At 52.6% G+C, this 15,017-nt stretch carries 17 protein-coding genes; 8 read left to right on the top strand and 9 right to left on the bottom strand.

The features are described 5' to 3' along the window. Positions 1-109: 109 nt before the first annotated feature. On the bottom strand, positions 110-676 hold the full coding sequence (gene gmhB / locus FDX03_RS09080) for a D-glycero-beta-D-manno-heptose 1,7-bisphosphate 7-phosphatase (protein WP_137345815.1): 567 nt from the start codon (positions 674-676) through the stop codon (positions 110-112). Between the two features lie 189 nt (positions 677-865). Between gmhB and metN the strand changes: the two genes are divergently transcribed. The 6 genes from metN (at position 866) to proS (ending at position 6,460) form a co-directional block, all read left to right on the top strand. Then, positions 866-1,897, top strand: coding sequence for a methionine ABC transporter ATP-binding protein MetN (gene metN / locus FDX03_RS09075; RefSeq protein ID WP_137345814.1), 1,032 nt, complete (start codon positions 866-868; stop codon positions 1,895-1,897). Then, positions 1,890-2,543: a methionine ABC transporter permease MetI gene (locus tag FDX03_RS09070; RefSeq protein ID WP_006686810.1), complete on the top strand. Its 654-nt coding sequence runs from the start codon at positions 1,890-1,892 to the stop codon at positions 2,541-2,543. Before metN ends, FDX03_RS09070 begins: the two co-directional genes overlap by 8 nt. Before the next feature lie 44 nt (positions 2,544-2,587). After that, the gene (gene metQ / locus FDX03_RS09065; RefSeq protein ID WP_003829145.1) at positions 2,588-3,403 is read left to right on the top strand and encodes a methionine ABC transporter substrate-binding lipoprotein MetQ; all 816 of its coding nucleotides are present in this window, start codon (positions 2,588-2,590) and stop codon (positions 3,401-3,403) included. 116 nt (positions 3,404-3,519) lie between these two features. Further along, positions 3,520-3,924: an Rcs stress response system protein RcsF gene (gene rcsF, locus FDX03_RS09060; protein WP_040230040.1), complete on the top strand. Its 405-nt coding sequence runs from the start codon at positions 3,520-3,522 to the stop codon at positions 3,922-3,924. Beyond that, complete coding sequence (tsaA, locus tag FDX03_RS09055; protein WP_137345813.1) at positions 3,921-4,628, top strand: tRNA (N6-threonylcarbamoyladenosine(37)-N6)-methyltransferase TrmO; 708 nt, start codon at positions 3,921-3,923, stop codon at positions 4,626-4,628. Before rcsF ends, tsaA begins: the two co-directional genes overlap by 4 nt. 113 nt (positions 4,629-4,741) lie before the next feature. Then, positions 4,742-6,460: a proline--tRNA ligase gene (proS, locus tag FDX03_RS09050; RefSeq protein WP_040230039.1), complete on the top strand. Its 1,719-nt coding sequence runs from the start codon at positions 4,742-4,744 to the stop codon at positions 6,458-6,460. 43 nt (positions 6,461-6,503) lie between these two features. On the opposite strand, the gene nlpE is transcribed toward proS, so the two are convergent. From nlpE to FDX03_RS09035, 3 genes are read right to left on the bottom strand one after another with little or no spacing between them, the layout of a single operon-like run. Beyond that, positions 6,504-7,202, bottom strand: coding sequence for an envelope stress response activation lipoprotein NlpE (gene nlpE, locus FDX03_RS09045; RefSeq protein ID WP_105242149.1), 699 nt, complete (start codon positions 7,200-7,202; stop codon positions 6,504-6,506). A gap of 31 nt (positions 7,203-7,233) precedes the next feature. Further along, a complete protein-coding gene (arfB, locus tag FDX03_RS09040; protein WP_061067287.1) occupies positions 7,234-7,656 on the bottom strand; it encodes an alternative ribosome rescue aminoacyl-tRNA hydrolase ArfB in 423 nt (140 codons plus the stop codon). Then, complete coding sequence (locus tag FDX03_RS09035) at positions 7,653-8,198, bottom strand: YaeQ family protein (protein ID WP_124021711.1); 546 nt, start codon at positions 8,196-8,198, stop codon at positions 7,653-7,655. Before FDX03_RS09035 ends, arfB begins: the two co-directional genes overlap by 4 nt. A 199-nt stretch (positions 8,199-8,397) precedes the next feature. Here FDX03_RS09035 and FDX03_RS09030 point away from each other — a divergent pair, with 199 nt between their 5' ends. Together FDX03_RS09030 and rof are read left to right on the top strand one after the other, a co-directional pair. Then, positions 8,398-8,598 carry a YaeP family protein gene (locus FDX03_RS09030; protein ID WP_005132083.1) on the top strand — a complete coding sequence of 67 codons (201 nt, stop codon included), beginning with the start codon at positions 8,398-8,400 and terminating at the stop codon, positions 8,596-8,598. Continuing rightward, positions 8,585-8,845, top strand: coding sequence for a Rho-binding antiterminator (gene rof / locus FDX03_RS09025; RefSeq protein WP_003018503.1), 261 nt, complete (start codon positions 8,585-8,587; stop codon positions 8,843-8,845). Before FDX03_RS09030 ends, rof begins: the two co-directional genes overlap by 14 nt. 63 nt (positions 8,846-8,908) lie before the next feature. Here rof and tilS read toward each other — a convergent pair whose 3' ends face one another. The 5 genes from tilS to FDX03_RS23195 all read right to left on the bottom strand — a co-directional run. Further along, positions 8,909-10,201, bottom strand: coding sequence for a tRNA lysidine(34) synthetase TilS (gene tilS / locus FDX03_RS09020; protein ID WP_137345812.1), 1,293 nt, complete (start codon positions 10,199-10,201; stop codon positions 8,909-8,911). Between the two features lie 61 nt (positions 10,202-10,262). After that, entirely contained in the window at positions 10,263-10,652 is a 390-nt protein-coding gene (locus FDX03_RS09015; RefSeq protein ID WP_048212638.1) for a VOC family protein, read from the bottom strand. 64 nt (positions 10,653-10,716) lie between these two features. Beyond that, complete coding sequence (ldcC, locus tag FDX03_RS09010; protein ID WP_137345811.1) at positions 10,717-12,855, bottom strand: lysine decarboxylase LdcC; 2,139 nt, start codon at positions 12,853-12,855, stop codon at positions 10,717-10,719. 99 nt (positions 12,856-12,954) lie between these two features. Continuing rightward, positions 12,955-13,914, bottom strand: a complete 960-nt coding sequence (gene accA / locus FDX03_RS09005; protein WP_061067282.1) for an acetyl-CoA carboxylase carboxyl transferase subunit alpha — start codon at positions 13,912-13,914, stop codon at positions 12,955-12,957. Positions 13,915-13,926: 12 nt separating this feature from the next. Further along, on the bottom strand, positions 13,927-15,017 hold a 1,091-nt coding region (locus tag FDX03_RS23195), incomplete at its 5' end, for an OB-fold nucleic acid binding domain-containing protein (RefSeq protein WP_249357023.1).

The raw sequence follows: 15,017 nt of genomic DNA, 5'->3' as shown, positions 1-15,017 counted from the left end.
GTGATTCACATCCGCCGTGTCGATGGAGGCGCATTATAGGGAGTCGAATCAGGAAGACAAGCGGAAAAATGCATTTTTGTTTCAACCGCTCACCTTTTATCCATAACGCTTACTTTTGCTGCTTTTTTATCGCCATTGGCAGGTCCGCCAGACTATTTAGCACTAAATCTGCCGCATTTTCTGCTTCCGGAGTGACTGGCTTGCCAGTGCGCACTAATACCTTCGTTCCTACATTTGCAGCTGTCGCCGCCTGCATATCTTCTATTTTATCGCCCACCATATAAGAAGCAGCCATATCGATGTGCAGAAAGTCTCGCGCAGAGATAAACATACCCGGATGCGGTTTACGGCAGTCGCAGACCTGGCGGTACTCTTCGACTGTGCCCTGCGGATGATGAGGACAATAATAGATACCATCCAGATCAACATCACGATCGGCCAATGACCAATCCATCCATTCAGTCAACGTTTCGAATTGTGCCTCGGTAAATTTGCCACGGGCAATACCAGACTGGTTCGTCACAATAATGAGCGCATAACCCATCTTTTTAAGTTCACGCATGGCATCAATAACGCCGTCGATAAATTCGAATTCGTCGATCTCATGGACGTAACCGTGGTCCACATTAATAGTGCCGTCACGGTCGAGAAAAATTGCGGGTACAGATTTTGCCACCTTTTATAGCTCCTGAATAAGGCATGTGGCTCTAGTATCGCATGTTTCGGCGGGCAAGAAAGTGCTCATCGTGCAAAGCTAGATTGATTTAGACGTCTGGATGCCTTAACATCCATCTTGTTGACGGCGTCGACCGTCCCAGACAGACGAAAATGCCACGGCTAACTTAATTACGATAATAAATAACCAATGATTAAACTTTCGAATATCACCAAAGTGTTCCAGCAGGGGACTCGCACCATTCAGGCGCTAAACAATGTCAGCCTGCATGTTCCTGCCGGGCAGATTTATGGCGTTATTGGCGCCTCCGGTGCCGGTAAAAGTACGCTCATCCGCTGCGTAAACCTGCTCGAGCGCCCCACCGAAGGCAGTGTTCAGGTCGGCGACCAGGAGCTGACGACGCTATCTGAATCCGGGCTGACTAAAGCGCGCCGTCAAATTGGCATGATTTTCCAGCACTTTAACCTGCTCTCTTCCCGCACCGTGTTTGGCAACGTTGCGCTGCCGCTGGAACTGGATAACACACCAAAAGAAGAGATTAAACGCCGTGTAACAGAGCTGCTGGATTTAGTCGGTCTTGGCGACAAGCACGACAGCTACCCGGCCAACCTTTCCGGTGGACAAAAACAGCGTGTGGCGATCGCCCGTGCTCTGGCAAGTAATCCCAAAGTACTGCTGTGCGATGAAGCCACCAGCGCCCTTGACCCAGCAACAACCCGCTCGATTCTGGAATTGTTGAAAGACATTAACCGTCGCCTGGGTCTCACCATTCTGCTGATTACTCATGAGATGGACGTTGTAAAACGCATTTGTGACTGCGTCGCGGTCATCAGTAATGGCGAACTGATTGAGCAGGACACCGTCAGCGAAGTGTTCTCACACCCCAAAACTCCGCTGGCGCAGAAGTTTATCCAGTCCACGCTGCACCTGGATATTCCGGAAGATTATCAGGAACGTTTAAAAGCAGAGCCGCAAGCCGACAGCGTGCCGATGTTGCGTATGGAATTCACCGGTCATTCGGTCGATGCGCCGCTACTCTCTGAGACGGCCCGTCGCTTTAACGTGAATAACAACATTATTAGCGCGCAGATGGATTACGCCGGCGGCGTGAAGTTCGGCATCATGCTGACTGAAATGCACGGCACACAGGAAGATACACAAGCAGCCATTAACTGGTTGCAGGAACACCATGTAAAAGTAGAGGTACTGGGTTATGTCTGAGCCGATGATGTGGCTGCTGGTTCGCGGCGTATGGGAAACGCTGGCAATGACCTTTGTGTCCGGTTTTTTTGGTTTTGTGATTGGTCTGCCGGTTGGCGTGCTGTTGTACGTCACGCGCCCGGGGCAAATCATTGAGAATGCGAAGCTCTACCGTACGCTCTCTGCACTGGTGAACATTTTCCGTTCCATCCCGTTCATCATCTTATTGGTATGGATGATTCCGTTCACCCGCATGATCGTAGGCACCTCTATCGGACTGCAGGCCGCTATCGTCCCGCTGACCGTCGGCGCCGCGCCATTTATTGCTCGTATGGTGGAAAACGCCCTGCTGGAAATCCCGACCGGGCTGATTGAAGCCTCACGTGCGATGGGCGCTACACCGCTGCAGATTGTTCGTAAGGTATTACTGCCAGAAGCGCTGCCAGGGCTGGTCAATGCGGCCACCATCACCCTCATCACGCTGGTTGGTTACTCGGCGATGGGCGGTGCTGTCGGTGCCGGTGGTCTTGGCCAGATTGGCTATCAGTATGGCTACATTGGGTATAACGCTACCGTAATGAATACAGTACTGGTATTGCTCGTCGTTCTGGTTTATTTAATTCAGTTATCTGGCGATCGCATCGTCCGGGTAGTCACGCACAAATAACGTTACACACAACACTAAAAACTCATTAAGAAAAGGAAATAAGCATGGCGTTCAAATTCAAAACCTTTGCGGCAGTTGGAGCCCTAATCGGTTCTCTGGCACTTGTGGGTTGTGGCCAGGATGAAAAAGATCCTAACCACATCAAAGTGGGTGTTATCGTTGGCGCAGAGCAGCAGGTTGCTGAAGTCGCCCAGAAAGTGGCTAAAGAAAAATACGGTCTGGACGTTGAGCTGGTCACGTTTAACGATTACGTTCTGCCTAACGAAGCGCTGAGCAAAGGCGATATCGATGCTAACGCCTTCCAGCACAAACCGTACCTGGATCAGCAGATCAAAGATCGTGGTTACAAACTGGTTGCCGTAGGTAATACCTTTGTTTATCCGATTGCAGGTTACTCCAAAAAAATCAAATCACTGGATGAACTGCAGGATGGCTCTCAGGTCGCTATTCCAAACGACCCGACTAACCTCGGCCGTTCCCTGCTACTGCTGCAGAAAGTCGGTTTGATTAAACTGAAAGATGGCGTTGGCCTGCTGCCGACCGCGCTGGACGTGATTGAAAACCCGAAAAACCTGAAGCTGGTTGAACTGGAAGCGCCGCAGTTGCCACGCTCACTGGATGACGCGCAAATCGCGCTGGCAGTCATCAACACCACCTATGCCAGCCAGATCGGCCTGACGCCGGCAAAAGACGGTATCTTTGTTGAAGATAAAGATTCTCCGTACGTAAACCTGATCGTGACGCGTGAAGACAATAAAGATGCTGAGAACGTGAAGAAATTCGTTGAAGCATACCAGTCAGACGAAGTTTACGAAGCGGCAAACAAAGTCTTCAACGGCGGTGCTGTTAAAGGCTGGTAATTTTAGGCTGTTTTCACAATCTGTAATATCATCAGGACGGGCGCTTGCCCGTCTTGTCATTTATGCAAGCACCTGATTCAATATCTGACGTTTAGATCATTCATTGAGGAAATATTATGCGTGCTTTACCGATCTGTTTAGTAGCACTCATGCTGAGCGGCTGTTCTATGTTAAGCAGATCCCCTGTTGAACCCGTTCAAAGCACCGCTACCCCGCCAAAAGCGGAGCCGGAAAAACCAAAAGCACCGCGCGCGACGCCGGTAAGAATCATCACTAACGCTGAAGATTTAGTGGGCAAACCGTTCCGCGATCTCGGCGAAGTCAGCGGGGAATCCTGCCAGGCATCCAACCAGGATTCCCCGCCGAGCATTCCAACCGCACGCAAACGCATGCAGATTAACGCCTCTAAAATGAAAGCAAATGCGGTATTGCTGCACAGCTGCGAAGTAACCAGCGGGACGCCGGGCTGCTATCGTCAGGCAGTTTGCATCGGTTCTGCTCTGAACATTTCGTCTAAATGAGTCATTTTCAGTTCGAGCAAATAGGCGTTATCCGCTCTCCTTATAAAGAAAAGTTCGCCGTTCCACGCCAGCCAGGTCTGGTGAAAAGCGCCTGCGGCGAACTGCATTTGCTCGCACCTTATAACCAGGCCGATGCTGTTCGCGGCCTGGAAGCATTCAGCCATTTGTGGGTGATTTTTGTTTTTCATCAGACAATGGAAGGTGGATGGCGTCCAACCGTGCGCCCACCCCGTCTGGGCGGTAACGCCAGAATGGGCGTCTTTGCCACGCGTTCGACCTTTCGTCCTAACCCTGTCGGTATGTCGCTGGTTGAGCTGCGGGGCATCCGCTGCCATAAAGAGCACGTAATCCTCGAACTCGGTGGACTGGACCTTGTTGACGGAACGCCAGTTGTGGATATTAAGCCGTATCTGCCGTTTGCCGAATCGCTGCCTGATGCTCGCGCCAGCTATGCCCAGGACGCACCTCAGGCTAGCGTCGAGGTGACGTTCAGTGAAGATCTCGCGGAGCAGCTACCGAAGCTCGAACAACGTTACCCGCGTCTTCGTCAGTTTATTGCCGAAGTGCTGGCGCAGGATCCGCGTCCTGCCTACCGTAAAAATGAGGAAGAAGGCAAAACCTACGCCGTCTGGTTGCTGGACTTTAACGTCCGCTGGCGCGTCACACCGTCAGGATTTGAGGTCTTTGCTCTGGAAGCCCGCTAATTTGCGTCGCGTACTCTTTTGACATCCCTTTCTCGCTGGTAAACTAAACCACTTTTGTTTTGTGCCAGGCTCGTTTTGAGCCTGTTCGATCGTTCAACTGGAACCGTAACAACATGCGTACTAGCCAATATCTGCTCTCCACTCTGAAGGAGACACCTGCCGACGCCGAAGTCATCAGCCACCAGCTGATGCTGCGCGCCGGGATGATCCGCAAGCTGGCCTCCGGGTTATACACCTGGCTGCCGACCGGCGTGCGCGTCCTGAAAAAAGTCGAAAACATCGTGCGTGAAGAAATGAACAACGCCGGTGCGATCGAGGTGTTGATGCCGGTCGTTCAGCCTTCTGAACTGTGGGAAGAGAGCGGTCGTTGGGAACAGTACGGCCCGGAACTGCTGCGTATCGCAGACCGTGGCGATCGTTCATTCGTACTCGGCCCAACGCATGAAGAAGTCATCACCGACCTGATCCGTAATGAGCTGAGCTCTTACAAACAGCTGCCGCTGAACTTCTATCAGATCCAGACGAAATTCCGTGACGAAGTTCGCCCACGATTCGGCGTGATGCGTTCCCGCGAATTCCTGATGAAAGATGCGTACTCTTTCCATACTTCTCAGGAATCTCTGCAGGAAACTTACGACGCGATGTATGCCGCGTACAGCAAAATCTTTAGCCGTATGGGCCTGGATTTCCGCGCAGTACAGGCTGATACCGGATCTATCGGCGGTAGCGCTTCTCACGAATTCCAGGTACTGGCACAGAGCGGCGAAGATGACGTTGTATTCTCCGACAGCTCCGATTTTGCTGCCAACATCGAATTTGCTGAAGCCGTTGCGCCGAAAGAGCCGCGCGCAGCAGCAACTCAGGAAATGACGCTGGTTGATACTCCGAACGCCAAAACCATCGCCGAACTGGTTGAGCAGTTCAACCTGCCTATCGAAAAAACCGTGAAAACCCTGCTGGTGAAAGCGGTTGAAGGTAGCAGCTACCCGCTGGTTGCTCTGCTGGTTCGCGGCGATCACGAGCTGAACGAAGTCAAAGCAGAAAAACTGCCGCAGGTTGCCAGCCCGCTGACTTTTGCTACTGAAGAAGAAATCCGTGCCGTCGTGAAAGCAGGTCCGGGTTCGCTCGGTCCGGTGAACATGCCGATTCCCGTAGTTATCGACCGTACCGTTGCGGTAATGAGCGATTTCGCCGCCGGCGCCAACATCGACGGTAAGCACTATTTCGGTATTAACTGGGATCGTGATGTTGCAACTCCGGAAGTGGCAGATATCCGTAACGTGGTCGCAGGCGATCCAAGCCCGGATGGCAAAGGTACACTGCTGATCAAACGCGGTATCGAAGTGGGCCACATCTTCCAACTGGGTACCAAGTATTCTGAAGCGATGAAAGCTGCTGTTCAGGGTGAAGATGGCCGTAATCAGATTCTGACCATGGGCTGCTACGGTATCGGGGTGACTCGCGTGGTTGCTGCTGCTATTGAGCAGAATTTTGACGATCGCGGCATTGTATGGCCAGACGCCATCGCACCGTTCCAGGTCGCTATTCTGCCAATGAACATGCACAAGTCCTACCGCGTGCAGGAGCTGGCTGAAAAACTGTACGCTGAGCTGCGCGCTCAGGGCATTGAAGTGCTGATGGACGACCGTAAAGAGCGTCCGGGCGTGATGTTTGCCGATATGGAGCTGATCGGTGTTCCGCACACTATCGTGCTCGGCGACCGTAACCTCGATAACGATGATATTGAATACAAATATCGTCGTAACGGCGAGAAACAGCTGATTAAAACCGGCGACATCGTTGACTACCTGGTGAAAGCCATTAAAGGCTAATACCAGCAAAAGGCCCTGAGGATCAGGGCCTTTTTTACATCAATTAATTACATCCTTTACCGGGGATAAATTTCGCATCTTTATCCGCCATCAGCGTTTTCACTTTCTCGCCGGTGTCCGGGTTCGCCTCCATTGTGAAATGCGCTTCCAGTGTCAGCAATACAGATTGCCCGTTTTCCGCGCGCGCGGCTAAATAGTCCCGCTCAAGCTGGGCGTTATTCGCCACTGGCATCCGCTTACCCGTTGCGCAGTCAGTAAAGATTGCCGCATCAGCCATATAGAAGTACATTCCCCGCATCGGCATTGGCGTCACCGGTAAGCTGGCGGAAACTGGCTGGAGGGTATAGTTGAACTGCGACTCTATCGGATTACCTTCACGATCGAGCATTTCCAGCGCCTCGCCTTTTGCCCGGTAGTACGACTTTTCACCTTTGCTGTCCGTCAGCACCAGCTTATCAGCCGTACGCGCCCACGAGCCATATGAAGCAAACGAAGACGGTTCATCACGTACGCCCTGATAGCGTTCGTTCATTACCCATGTTCCATCTTTTTCCAGGAACAAAGAAGTTTCAATCCCTTCGCAGTCAGCGCAAGGCAAGATGCCACGCCAGCTTTGCTGCATCGGTTTTAATTCTGCCGCTTGCGTCGGTTGCAAAGCATCGACTTCAGAGCGGTTGTTACAGCCGATCAAGGCAAAGAGTGTAAATACAGCTGCTAATGACAGTATTGCTGTTTTCACCACAGATTCCTTCTCAATATTGTATTCCCATTCGTCAGTCCTGTGGGCGACGAACTTTCCCGCGCAGTGCCTTCACAGTGGACTTTTGCGCCTTCGATGACAATCTGCGTTCTTTTGAAGCGCGAGTCGGGCGCGTAGCCTGCCTACTTTTCTGCACTGCGGTTAATTCTTTTATCACCGCCACCAGTCGGGAGATTGCCGCTTCCCGGTTCAATTCCTGGCTACGGTATTCCTGCGCCTTAATAATAATCACGCCATCGCCTGTAATCAGATGATGACTGGCAGCCAACAGGCGTTCCTTGTAATACTCTGGCAGCCCAGAGGCCCGAATGTCAAAGCGCAAATGGATAGCCGTCGAGGTCTTATTAACGTGCTGTCCACCTGCACCCTGTGCCCGAATCGCCGTGATTTCCAGCTCGTTATCTGGGATAGAGACATTTCGGGAGATAACGATCATGAACGCGGCTGCCACGTGGTCAGGTGAATTTCCAGATTATTCTGAGAATCAGACAGCCAGATAGCGCCATCCTGAATAGTCGCCTGTAGCGCCATTGTACGACCGGCAAAGTCACTCAGTTGTGCCAGTTGTTCATCATCCAGATACCACACGGTAAGATTCTTAAACTGCGCGCATTTGCTTTGGTTCTGCTGCCACCAGATTTGCGCTGCACGGCTGTTATAGGCAAACAAAGCGACTTCAGCAGACTGGGTACACGCCTTCTTAATGCGACGCTCATCCGGCAAGCCGAGTTCAATCCAGAGATCAATGCCCAGGTGGTCGTTGCGCAACCATGCTTCGGGTTCGTCTTCAGCGCTTAAACCCCGCGTGAATTGCAGCCGCTCGTCAGCATATTTAATCCATGCCAACAGACGCAACATCATGCGTTCCTGGGTTTCTGAAGGGTGACGCGCCAGCGTCAATGTCGCGTCAAGAAACTGGCTGCGGTCGAGATCCGCTACGTTGACGACGGCTTTATAGATTGTCGCTTTAAGCGCCATGGGAGAACTCCTTTTGAATCAGGCAGCCATTGTAGCGAAAACGGCGGCAAAAGGCTGCTAACGACTGACGTGTGTACCGTCTATCAAGGCGCTGATATTGCTTGAATGAGTATGGTATAGTCACCTTGCTAAACAGAGTTTATCTTCGTAGGCTTAGACTTGCATCCACGGTTAAGTCAGAGTGCTGACAGGAGGGCATGTGGAAAAATATTGTGAGTTAATACGCAAGCGGTACGCGGAAATCGCCAGCGGAGACTTAGGGTATGTCCCGGATGCGCTGGGTTGCGTATTGAAGGTACTTAATGAAGTGGCGGCAGACAGCGCCCTTTCAGAGTCGGTCAGGGAAAAGGCGGCCTATGCTGCCGCGAACTTACTGGTGAGCGATTATGTCAATGAATGAAACGTATCAACCCATCAACTGTGATGATTACGACAATCTTGAACTCGCCTGCCAGCACCATTTGTTACTGACGCTGGCGCTCAAAGATGGCGAAGTTCTACAGGCAAAAGCAAATGACCTGGTTTCCCGTAAAAATGTGGAGTATCTGGTCGCAGATGTCGCAGGTGAAACCCGGGAGCTTCGTCTCGACAAAATTGCCAGCTTCAGCCACCCGCAGATCGGTACCGTGGTGGTCAGCGAATCTTAACTTTTTTTCGCCTTATCCGGCCTACTTTCCATGTGATACGTAGGCCTGTTAAGCGCAGCACCATCAGGCATGCCATACCAGACTCACGCCTTCTTCACCTTTTGCCAGCCCTTCATGCGTCACGAAAACCCCTGCTGCCGCAATCAACGTGTCACCGTAAAACAGTAATGGCGTGGTATCTCGCCGCCAGGGAGGAATACCCTGCTCCTGCCAGATTTTTTTAAGCTTACGCCCACCGTTGCGCCCGACAATATACAATAACCCAGGCGCTTTAAAACGGATACTGACGACTTCATCCGCTTGCGGCAAGCGCAAATCACCCGCAGAGATTAACTGAACCGAACCCAATCCGGCAGGCAGCGCCAACGGTGTTTTCCACTCTAACCACGGGATAACAGTTTCGCTTTGCCCATCGACTGACTTCACCCACCACAGCTGTGACTGATAACGACGGACCTCGTACTCCCCGAGGCGAAAACTTGGTGACGCATCTTCCCGCGCCAGTGCCACTTCCTGCCAGATACGTTCCAGCCCATCACGGGAAGGCATCGGCGCATTTAATCCTGCCAGCCAGCGACGAAGCAGCGCAGCACGTCGTACAGTACTCATCGTCATTAATGGCCCGAGCAAGAGTGTACCTTGCGCCGTAACACAGTTGGCTAAATCGCTGGCCAGCAGTTCATCCAGTAAGCTCTCCTGCTCGGCGCACAGCGCGGCGCTGCGAGCAGTGGCTTGCGCGAAGTGCGGCCAGCGCTGTTGGAGCAATGGGGTAACGCGCAACCTGAGGAAATTGCGATCGTAGGTGTCATCCTGATTGCTTTCATCTTCAATCCAGCGTAATTCATGCTGGCGCGCCCAAGTTTCAAGCGCCTCTCGCGTTTGCGCCAGCAACGGTCGAATCAGTTGGGTTCCGGCGAACGGTGAGTTTTCGCCCATGGCGGAAAGTCCGGCAGGACCGCTGCCACGCTTAAGCGCTAACAAAAATGTCTCACATTGATCGTCCAGATGCTGAGCGGTCATCAGCACCTCTCCAGGCAGCAGCGTCTGCGCAAAGGCCTGATAGCGCGCGCATCGAGCCTGCGCTTCGATGCCCAGGCCATCATCCTCAAGATGGACCCGTTCAACCACCAGCGGCACCTGCCACTGCGCACATACCGACTCACAGTGCTGTACCCAACTGTCTGCGTGCGGGCTTAACCCGTGATGAATATGGATTGCGCGTAGGGCGACATCAGGATGCTGCGCTCGCCACAGCACCAACTGATGCAGTAGTACGGTAGAGTCGAGGCCGCCGCTAAAGGCAACGAGGATCGCGTTAGTGTTCAGAAGTGAAGTGTTCAGTGTAAGTGTCGTCATGATGATTGCTTACAATAGCATTGCCCGGCACGTTACCGGGCTAACGCCACAATGACAAGCCTTACAGCTCGTACAGTTCAAGCGGTAATCCGTCTGGATCGTTAAAAAACGTAAAGCGTTTGCCGGTAAACGGATCGATGCGCACCGGCTCACATTTCACATGATGGGCTTCAAGATGAGCAATCGACTTTTCCACATCCTCGACGCTGAACGCCAGATGGCGTAAACCGCAGGCTTCCGGTCGACTCGGGCGGCAAGGCGGAAACGGAAAAGAAAACAGCTCAATCACGTACTGGCCGTTCAACGCCAGATCGCCTTTCCAGGAGTCACGCTCTTCCCGGTAGGCTTCGCTCATTAACGTGAAACCTAATACATCGCAGTAAAATGCCTTACTGGCCCTGTAGTCCGTCGCAATAATGGCAATATGGTGAACCTGTTTTAACCCCAGCATGCTCTTCGCCTCTTTAATTTTACTCTCAGCACGTTACTCGTGCGCAACGGGTTCAGGCAAGTCGTTATGCCATTTTCAGGACTCTCACACGATACACGCCGTCCTCACCCAGTTTAGCGCCATGGATATCGGTTTCAAATCCAGGGTAGCGCTGCCCCACCGAGCACAGCATCAGCAGGAAATCGAGTACAGCGCGGCTTTTGGCAGTGATCATTTCTCCGGGCATCAGTAGCGGCACACCGGGAGGGTAAGGCAGGATCATATTGGCGGAAACGCGCCCCACCAGTTGATCAAGCATTACCGTTTCGACCTCTCCTTTGATCTGCCGCTGCCAGGCCTGGTGAGGTGTCATTTTCATTTCCGGTAAGGTATCAAATGCCCGCAGCATCAGCCCGGAGAGATCGTGCTGGCGGATCAGATTGTGGATCCCCTGAGCCAGATCCTGAATACGCATATTACGATAGAAATCAGGATCTTCGGCATACAGATCCGGCAGCATATTTTTCACGCGTAAATTCAGGTCGTATGAACGTTTAAATTCCGTCAGGCCACGTAGCAGCCCCATCGCCCGGGTTTTATCAATACCAATGCTGAACAGGAACAACAGGTTATACGGTCCCGTTTTCTCGACGACGACGCCGCGTTCATCGAGGAATTTCGCCACCAGCGCTGCAGGGATCCCCTCTTCGCTCATATTTCCCTGTTCATCCATTCCCGGTGTCAGAATGGTCACTTTCACCGGGTCGAGGAACATGTGGTCGGCGTCAGCATCGACAAATCCGTGCCAGTCTTCACCTGGCGCTACCGGCCAGCACTCTGCTTCATCCACCCTTTCCGGCTGCCAGATGTCAAAGAACCAGCCATCTGACTCTTCGCGTAGCCGCTGCACTTCTTTACGGAAATGCAGCGCCCGTTCCACCGAACGATTGATTAACCGCTTGCCTGAATTGCCACGCAGCATTGCCGCCGCCGTTTCTATCGATGCCACAATCGGGTAGCTCGGAGACGTGGAGGTGTGCATCATAAAGGCTTCGTTGAACGTGTCTTCATCATAGTCGCCCTTAATGTGGATCAGCGAAGCCTGTGACAACGCCGCCAGCATCTTGTGGGTGGACTGGGTTTCAAAAATCACCTTTCCCGGTACCCGTTCGCCGCTCATCCCGCTTTTCCCCTGATAGATCGGATGAAAATGGGTATACGGCACCCAGGCTGAATCAAAATGGATGGAGGGCACATCCAGCGTTTGTTTGATCCAGTTGGTGTTATACAACAGGCCATCATAGGTGGAGTTGGTGATCACCGCGTGGACCGGCCATTGCGCCTGATTGGTTTCCTCAACTTTGCGTTCAATGCTTGCGTGGGTAAATTCCCGACGGGGTATACCGCCGAGGATCCCCAGCGCATTGCGCGTCGGCTTCAGCCAGATTGGCACCACATCACTCATCATCAGCAAATGCGCCAGTGACTTATGGCAGTTGCGGTCAATCAGGAGCGTACTGCCTGCAGGTGCAGCATACATGCCGACAATCTTGTTCGATGTCGAGGTGCCGTTGGTCACCATATAGCTCTGCTCGGCACCAAAAGTACGCGCGATGTATTCCTCCGCTTCCAGATGCGGACCGGTATGATCCAGCAACGAGCCCAGCTCGGTCACCGAAATGGACACGTCGGCCTTCAGCGTATTGCCGCCAAAGAAATCATAGAACAGGCAACCGACCGGGCTTTTCTGGTATGCCGTTCCCGCCATGTGCCCAGGCGTGCAGAAGGTATACTTCCCTTCCTTCACATAGGTAAACAGCGCTTTGGTAAAAGGTGGCGTAATGTTGTCGAGATATTCATTGGTGTACTGGCGAATACGCGTAGCAATATCGTCAGACTGGCCCAATGCGTACTCAAAGAACCACAGCGCCATGCGCAGGTCGTGTGCGCTGACATCCATCGTCGAATGGGTATTAATAAAAGCGTAGAGCGGGAGATACTCATTGAGCTGATTGATGTCACTGCACAGATCCAGACTGTATTCATCCCAGTCAAAAATGACGCCGCAAATTCGCGGGTTATGCTCGATAAACTTCAGCAGGTCGACGCTATTCTGCGGCCAGATAATCTGAAATCCCTGCTGCTGCAGCGCACGTTCAAGTTCCTTGATGGGCTCATCTTTATAAAAGACGCCATGCGGTCCCATGATGGCAATGATATTCATGCGTTCCTCCTGGAAAAACCTTAGTTAAGCATAGCCTGGTCAAACTGCAGGTAAAAAAAAGGGCCACAGCGTTGTGGCCCTTTTCAGAATTAATGCAGTTTACGCGTAACCATAGCTCATCAGACGCTGGTAACGACGGTTTTTCAAATCTTCTTTGCTTAACACGTCGAGATCGGCGAGATCGGCCAGCAGTTGTGCTTTCAGGGATGCCGCCATCACTTCCGGGTTACGATGGGCGCCGCCCAACGGTTCCGGGATGATAGAGTCAATCAGCTTCAGCTCTTTCAGACGCGGGGCGATGATGCCCATCGCTTCTGCGGCCAGCGGCGCTTTGTCGGCGCTTTTCCACAAAATGGAGGCGCAGCCTTCCGGAGAGATAACGGAATAGGTGCTGTACTGCAGCATATTCACTTTATCACCCACGCCGATCGCCAGCGCGCCGCCGGAGCCACCTTCACCGATAACGGTACAGATAACCGGCACGCTCAGACGCGACATTTCACGCAGGTTGCGCGCAATCGCTTCAGACTGGCCACGCTCTTCCGCGCCCACGCCCGGGTATGCCCCTGGGGTGTCGATGAAGGTAATGATCGGCATATTGAAACGTTCAGCCATTTCCATCAGACGCAGCGCTTTGCGATAACCTTCCGGCGCTGGCATGCCGAAATTACGACGGATTTTTTCTTTGGTCTCACGGCCTTTCTGATGACCAATGATCATCACCGGACGGCCATCCAGACGCGCGATGCCGCCGACGATAGCTTTATCATCCGCATAGGCACGATCGCCCGCCAGCTCATCAAATTCATCAAATGCCAGGCGGACATAATCCAGGGTGTACGGACGCTGTGGATGGCGCGCCAGTTGGGCTACCTGCCATGCGCCAAGATCGGCGAAGATTTTACGCGTCAGTTCTACGCTTTTTTCACGCAGACGATGCACTTCTTCATCGATGTTAATATCCAGTTTCTCATCCTGACGGCTAACCGCAGTCAGAGAATCGATTTTTGCTTCCAGCTCTGCAATCGGCTGTTCAAAATCAAGGAAATTCAGACTCATAGTATTCCTGTATTAGTCAAACTCCAGTTCCACCTGCTCCGAACCAATAAGGCCACGGAGATCGTTTAGCAAACGATCGCTCGGAGAGACACGCCACGTTGCGCCAAAACGCAAACGCGCACGCGCATCCGCCCTCTGATAGTAGAGATGTACTGGAATTGTCCCCGAGCGGTGGGGTTCCAGAGACTGACGGAGTCGGTTTAAAAGCTGGTCATCAATTTGCCTGTCCGTCAGCGAGATAGCAAGCCCGCGAGCATATTTTTCCCGGGCTTCGTCAATATCCATGACTTCACGGGCCATCATTTTAAGCCCGCCGCTGAAGTCATCAAAGCTGACCTGTCCGCTGACGATAAGTATGCGGTCTTTTTCCAGCAATTGCTGGTATTTATCCAGAGCATCGGTAAATAACATCACTTCCAGACGCCCGGAACGGTCATCCAGCGTACAGATGCCGATACGATTGCCGCGCTTGGTGACCATTACCCGCGCAGCAATGACGAGCCCCGCAGCCGTGGTGACTTTACCACGTTCTGTCGGATGCATGTCTTTCAGCCTGTGGCCTCCAACATAGCGCTCAATTTCTTTTAAATACTGATTGATAGGGTGTCCCGTCAGGTAAAGACCTAACGTTTCACGCTCACCGTCTAATACCACCTGCTCCGGCCACGGCGTACAGTTGGCATAAGACTGTTCAATTTGTTCCGGCTCTTCCGCCAGTACGCCAAACATATCAGCCTGACCAATTGCCTCGGCTTTCGCATGCTGATCGGCGGCTTTTAGGGCATCGCTGAGCGAGTTCATCAACGCCGCGCGATGCGGGCCAAGGCGGTCAAACGCCCCGGACATGATTAGCTTTTCCAGCACCCGGCGGTTGAGTTTTTTGATATCCGTACGCGCACAGAGATCAAACAGCTCGCGGAAGTAACCACCTTCATTTCGCGCCTCAATAATAGCTTCAATTGGCCCTTCACCCACGCCTTTTATCGCGCCGATGCCGTAGACAATCTCGCCATCATCATTCACGTGAAAATGATAAAGCCCGGAGTTGATGTCCGGCGGCAGGATTTTGAGCCCCATGCGCCAGCATTCATCCACCAGTCCGA

The sequence above is a fragment of the Citrobacter sp. wls827 genome, assembly GCF_005280875.1.
GTDB lineage: Bacteria > Pseudomonadota > Gammaproteobacteria > Enterobacterales > Enterobacteriaceae > Citrobacter > Citrobacter youngae.
Note: the sequence above shows the minus strand (reverse complement) of the source record. Positions and strands in the feature narration are given on the sequence as shown.

What these genes read in the sequence shown, in the direction of transcription:
- metN (WP_137345814.1), top strand. Translation starts at nt 866, where the DNA reads ATGATTAAACTTTCGAATATCACCAAAGTGTTCCAGCAGGGGACTCGC.
- FDX03_RS09070 (WP_006686810.1), top strand. Translation starts at nt 1,890, where the DNA reads ATGTCTGAGCCGATGATGTGGCTGCTGGTTCGCGGCGTATGGGAAACG.
- metQ (WP_003829145.1), top strand. Translation starts at nt 2,588, where the DNA reads ATGGCGTTCAAATTCAAAACCTTTGCGGCAGTTGGAGCCCTAATCGGT.
- rcsF (WP_040230040.1), top strand. Translation starts at nt 3,520, where the DNA reads ATGCGTGCTTTACCGATCTGTTTAGTAGCACTCATGCTGAGCGGCTGT.
- tsaA (WP_137345813.1), top strand. Translation starts at nt 3,921, where the DNA reads ATGAGTCATTTTCAGTTCGAGCAAATAGGCGTTATCCGCTCTCCTTAT.
- proS (WP_040230039.1), top strand. Translation starts at nt 4,742, where the DNA reads ATGCGTACTAGCCAATATCTGCTCTCCACTCTGAAGGAGACACCTGCC.
- arfB (WP_061067287.1), bottom strand. Translation starts at nt 7,656, where the DNA reads ATGATCGTTATCTCCCGAAATGTCTCTATCCCAGATAACGAGCTGGAA.
- FDX03_RS09035 (WP_124021711.1), bottom strand. Translation starts at nt 8,198, where the DNA reads ATGGCGCTTAAAGCGACAATCTATAAAGCCGTCGTCAACGTAGCGGAT.
- rof (WP_003018503.1), top strand. Translation starts at nt 8,585, where the DNA reads ATGTCAATGAATGAAACGTATCAACCCATCAACTGTGATGATTACGAC.
- tilS (WP_137345812.1), bottom strand. Translation starts at nt 10,201, where the DNA reads ATGACGACACTTACACTGAACACTTCACTTCTGAACACTAACGCGATC.
- FDX03_RS09015 (WP_048212638.1), bottom strand. Translation starts at nt 10,652, where the DNA reads ATGCTGGGGTTAAAACAGGTTCACCATATTGCCATTATTGCGACGGAC.
- ldcC (WP_137345811.1), bottom strand. Translation starts at nt 12,855, where the DNA reads ATGAATATCATTGCCATCATGGGACCGCATGGCGTCTTTTATAAAGAT.
- accA (WP_061067282.1), bottom strand. Translation starts at nt 13,914, where the DNA reads ATGAGTCTGAATTTCCTTGATTTTGAACAGCCGATTGCAGAGCTGGAA.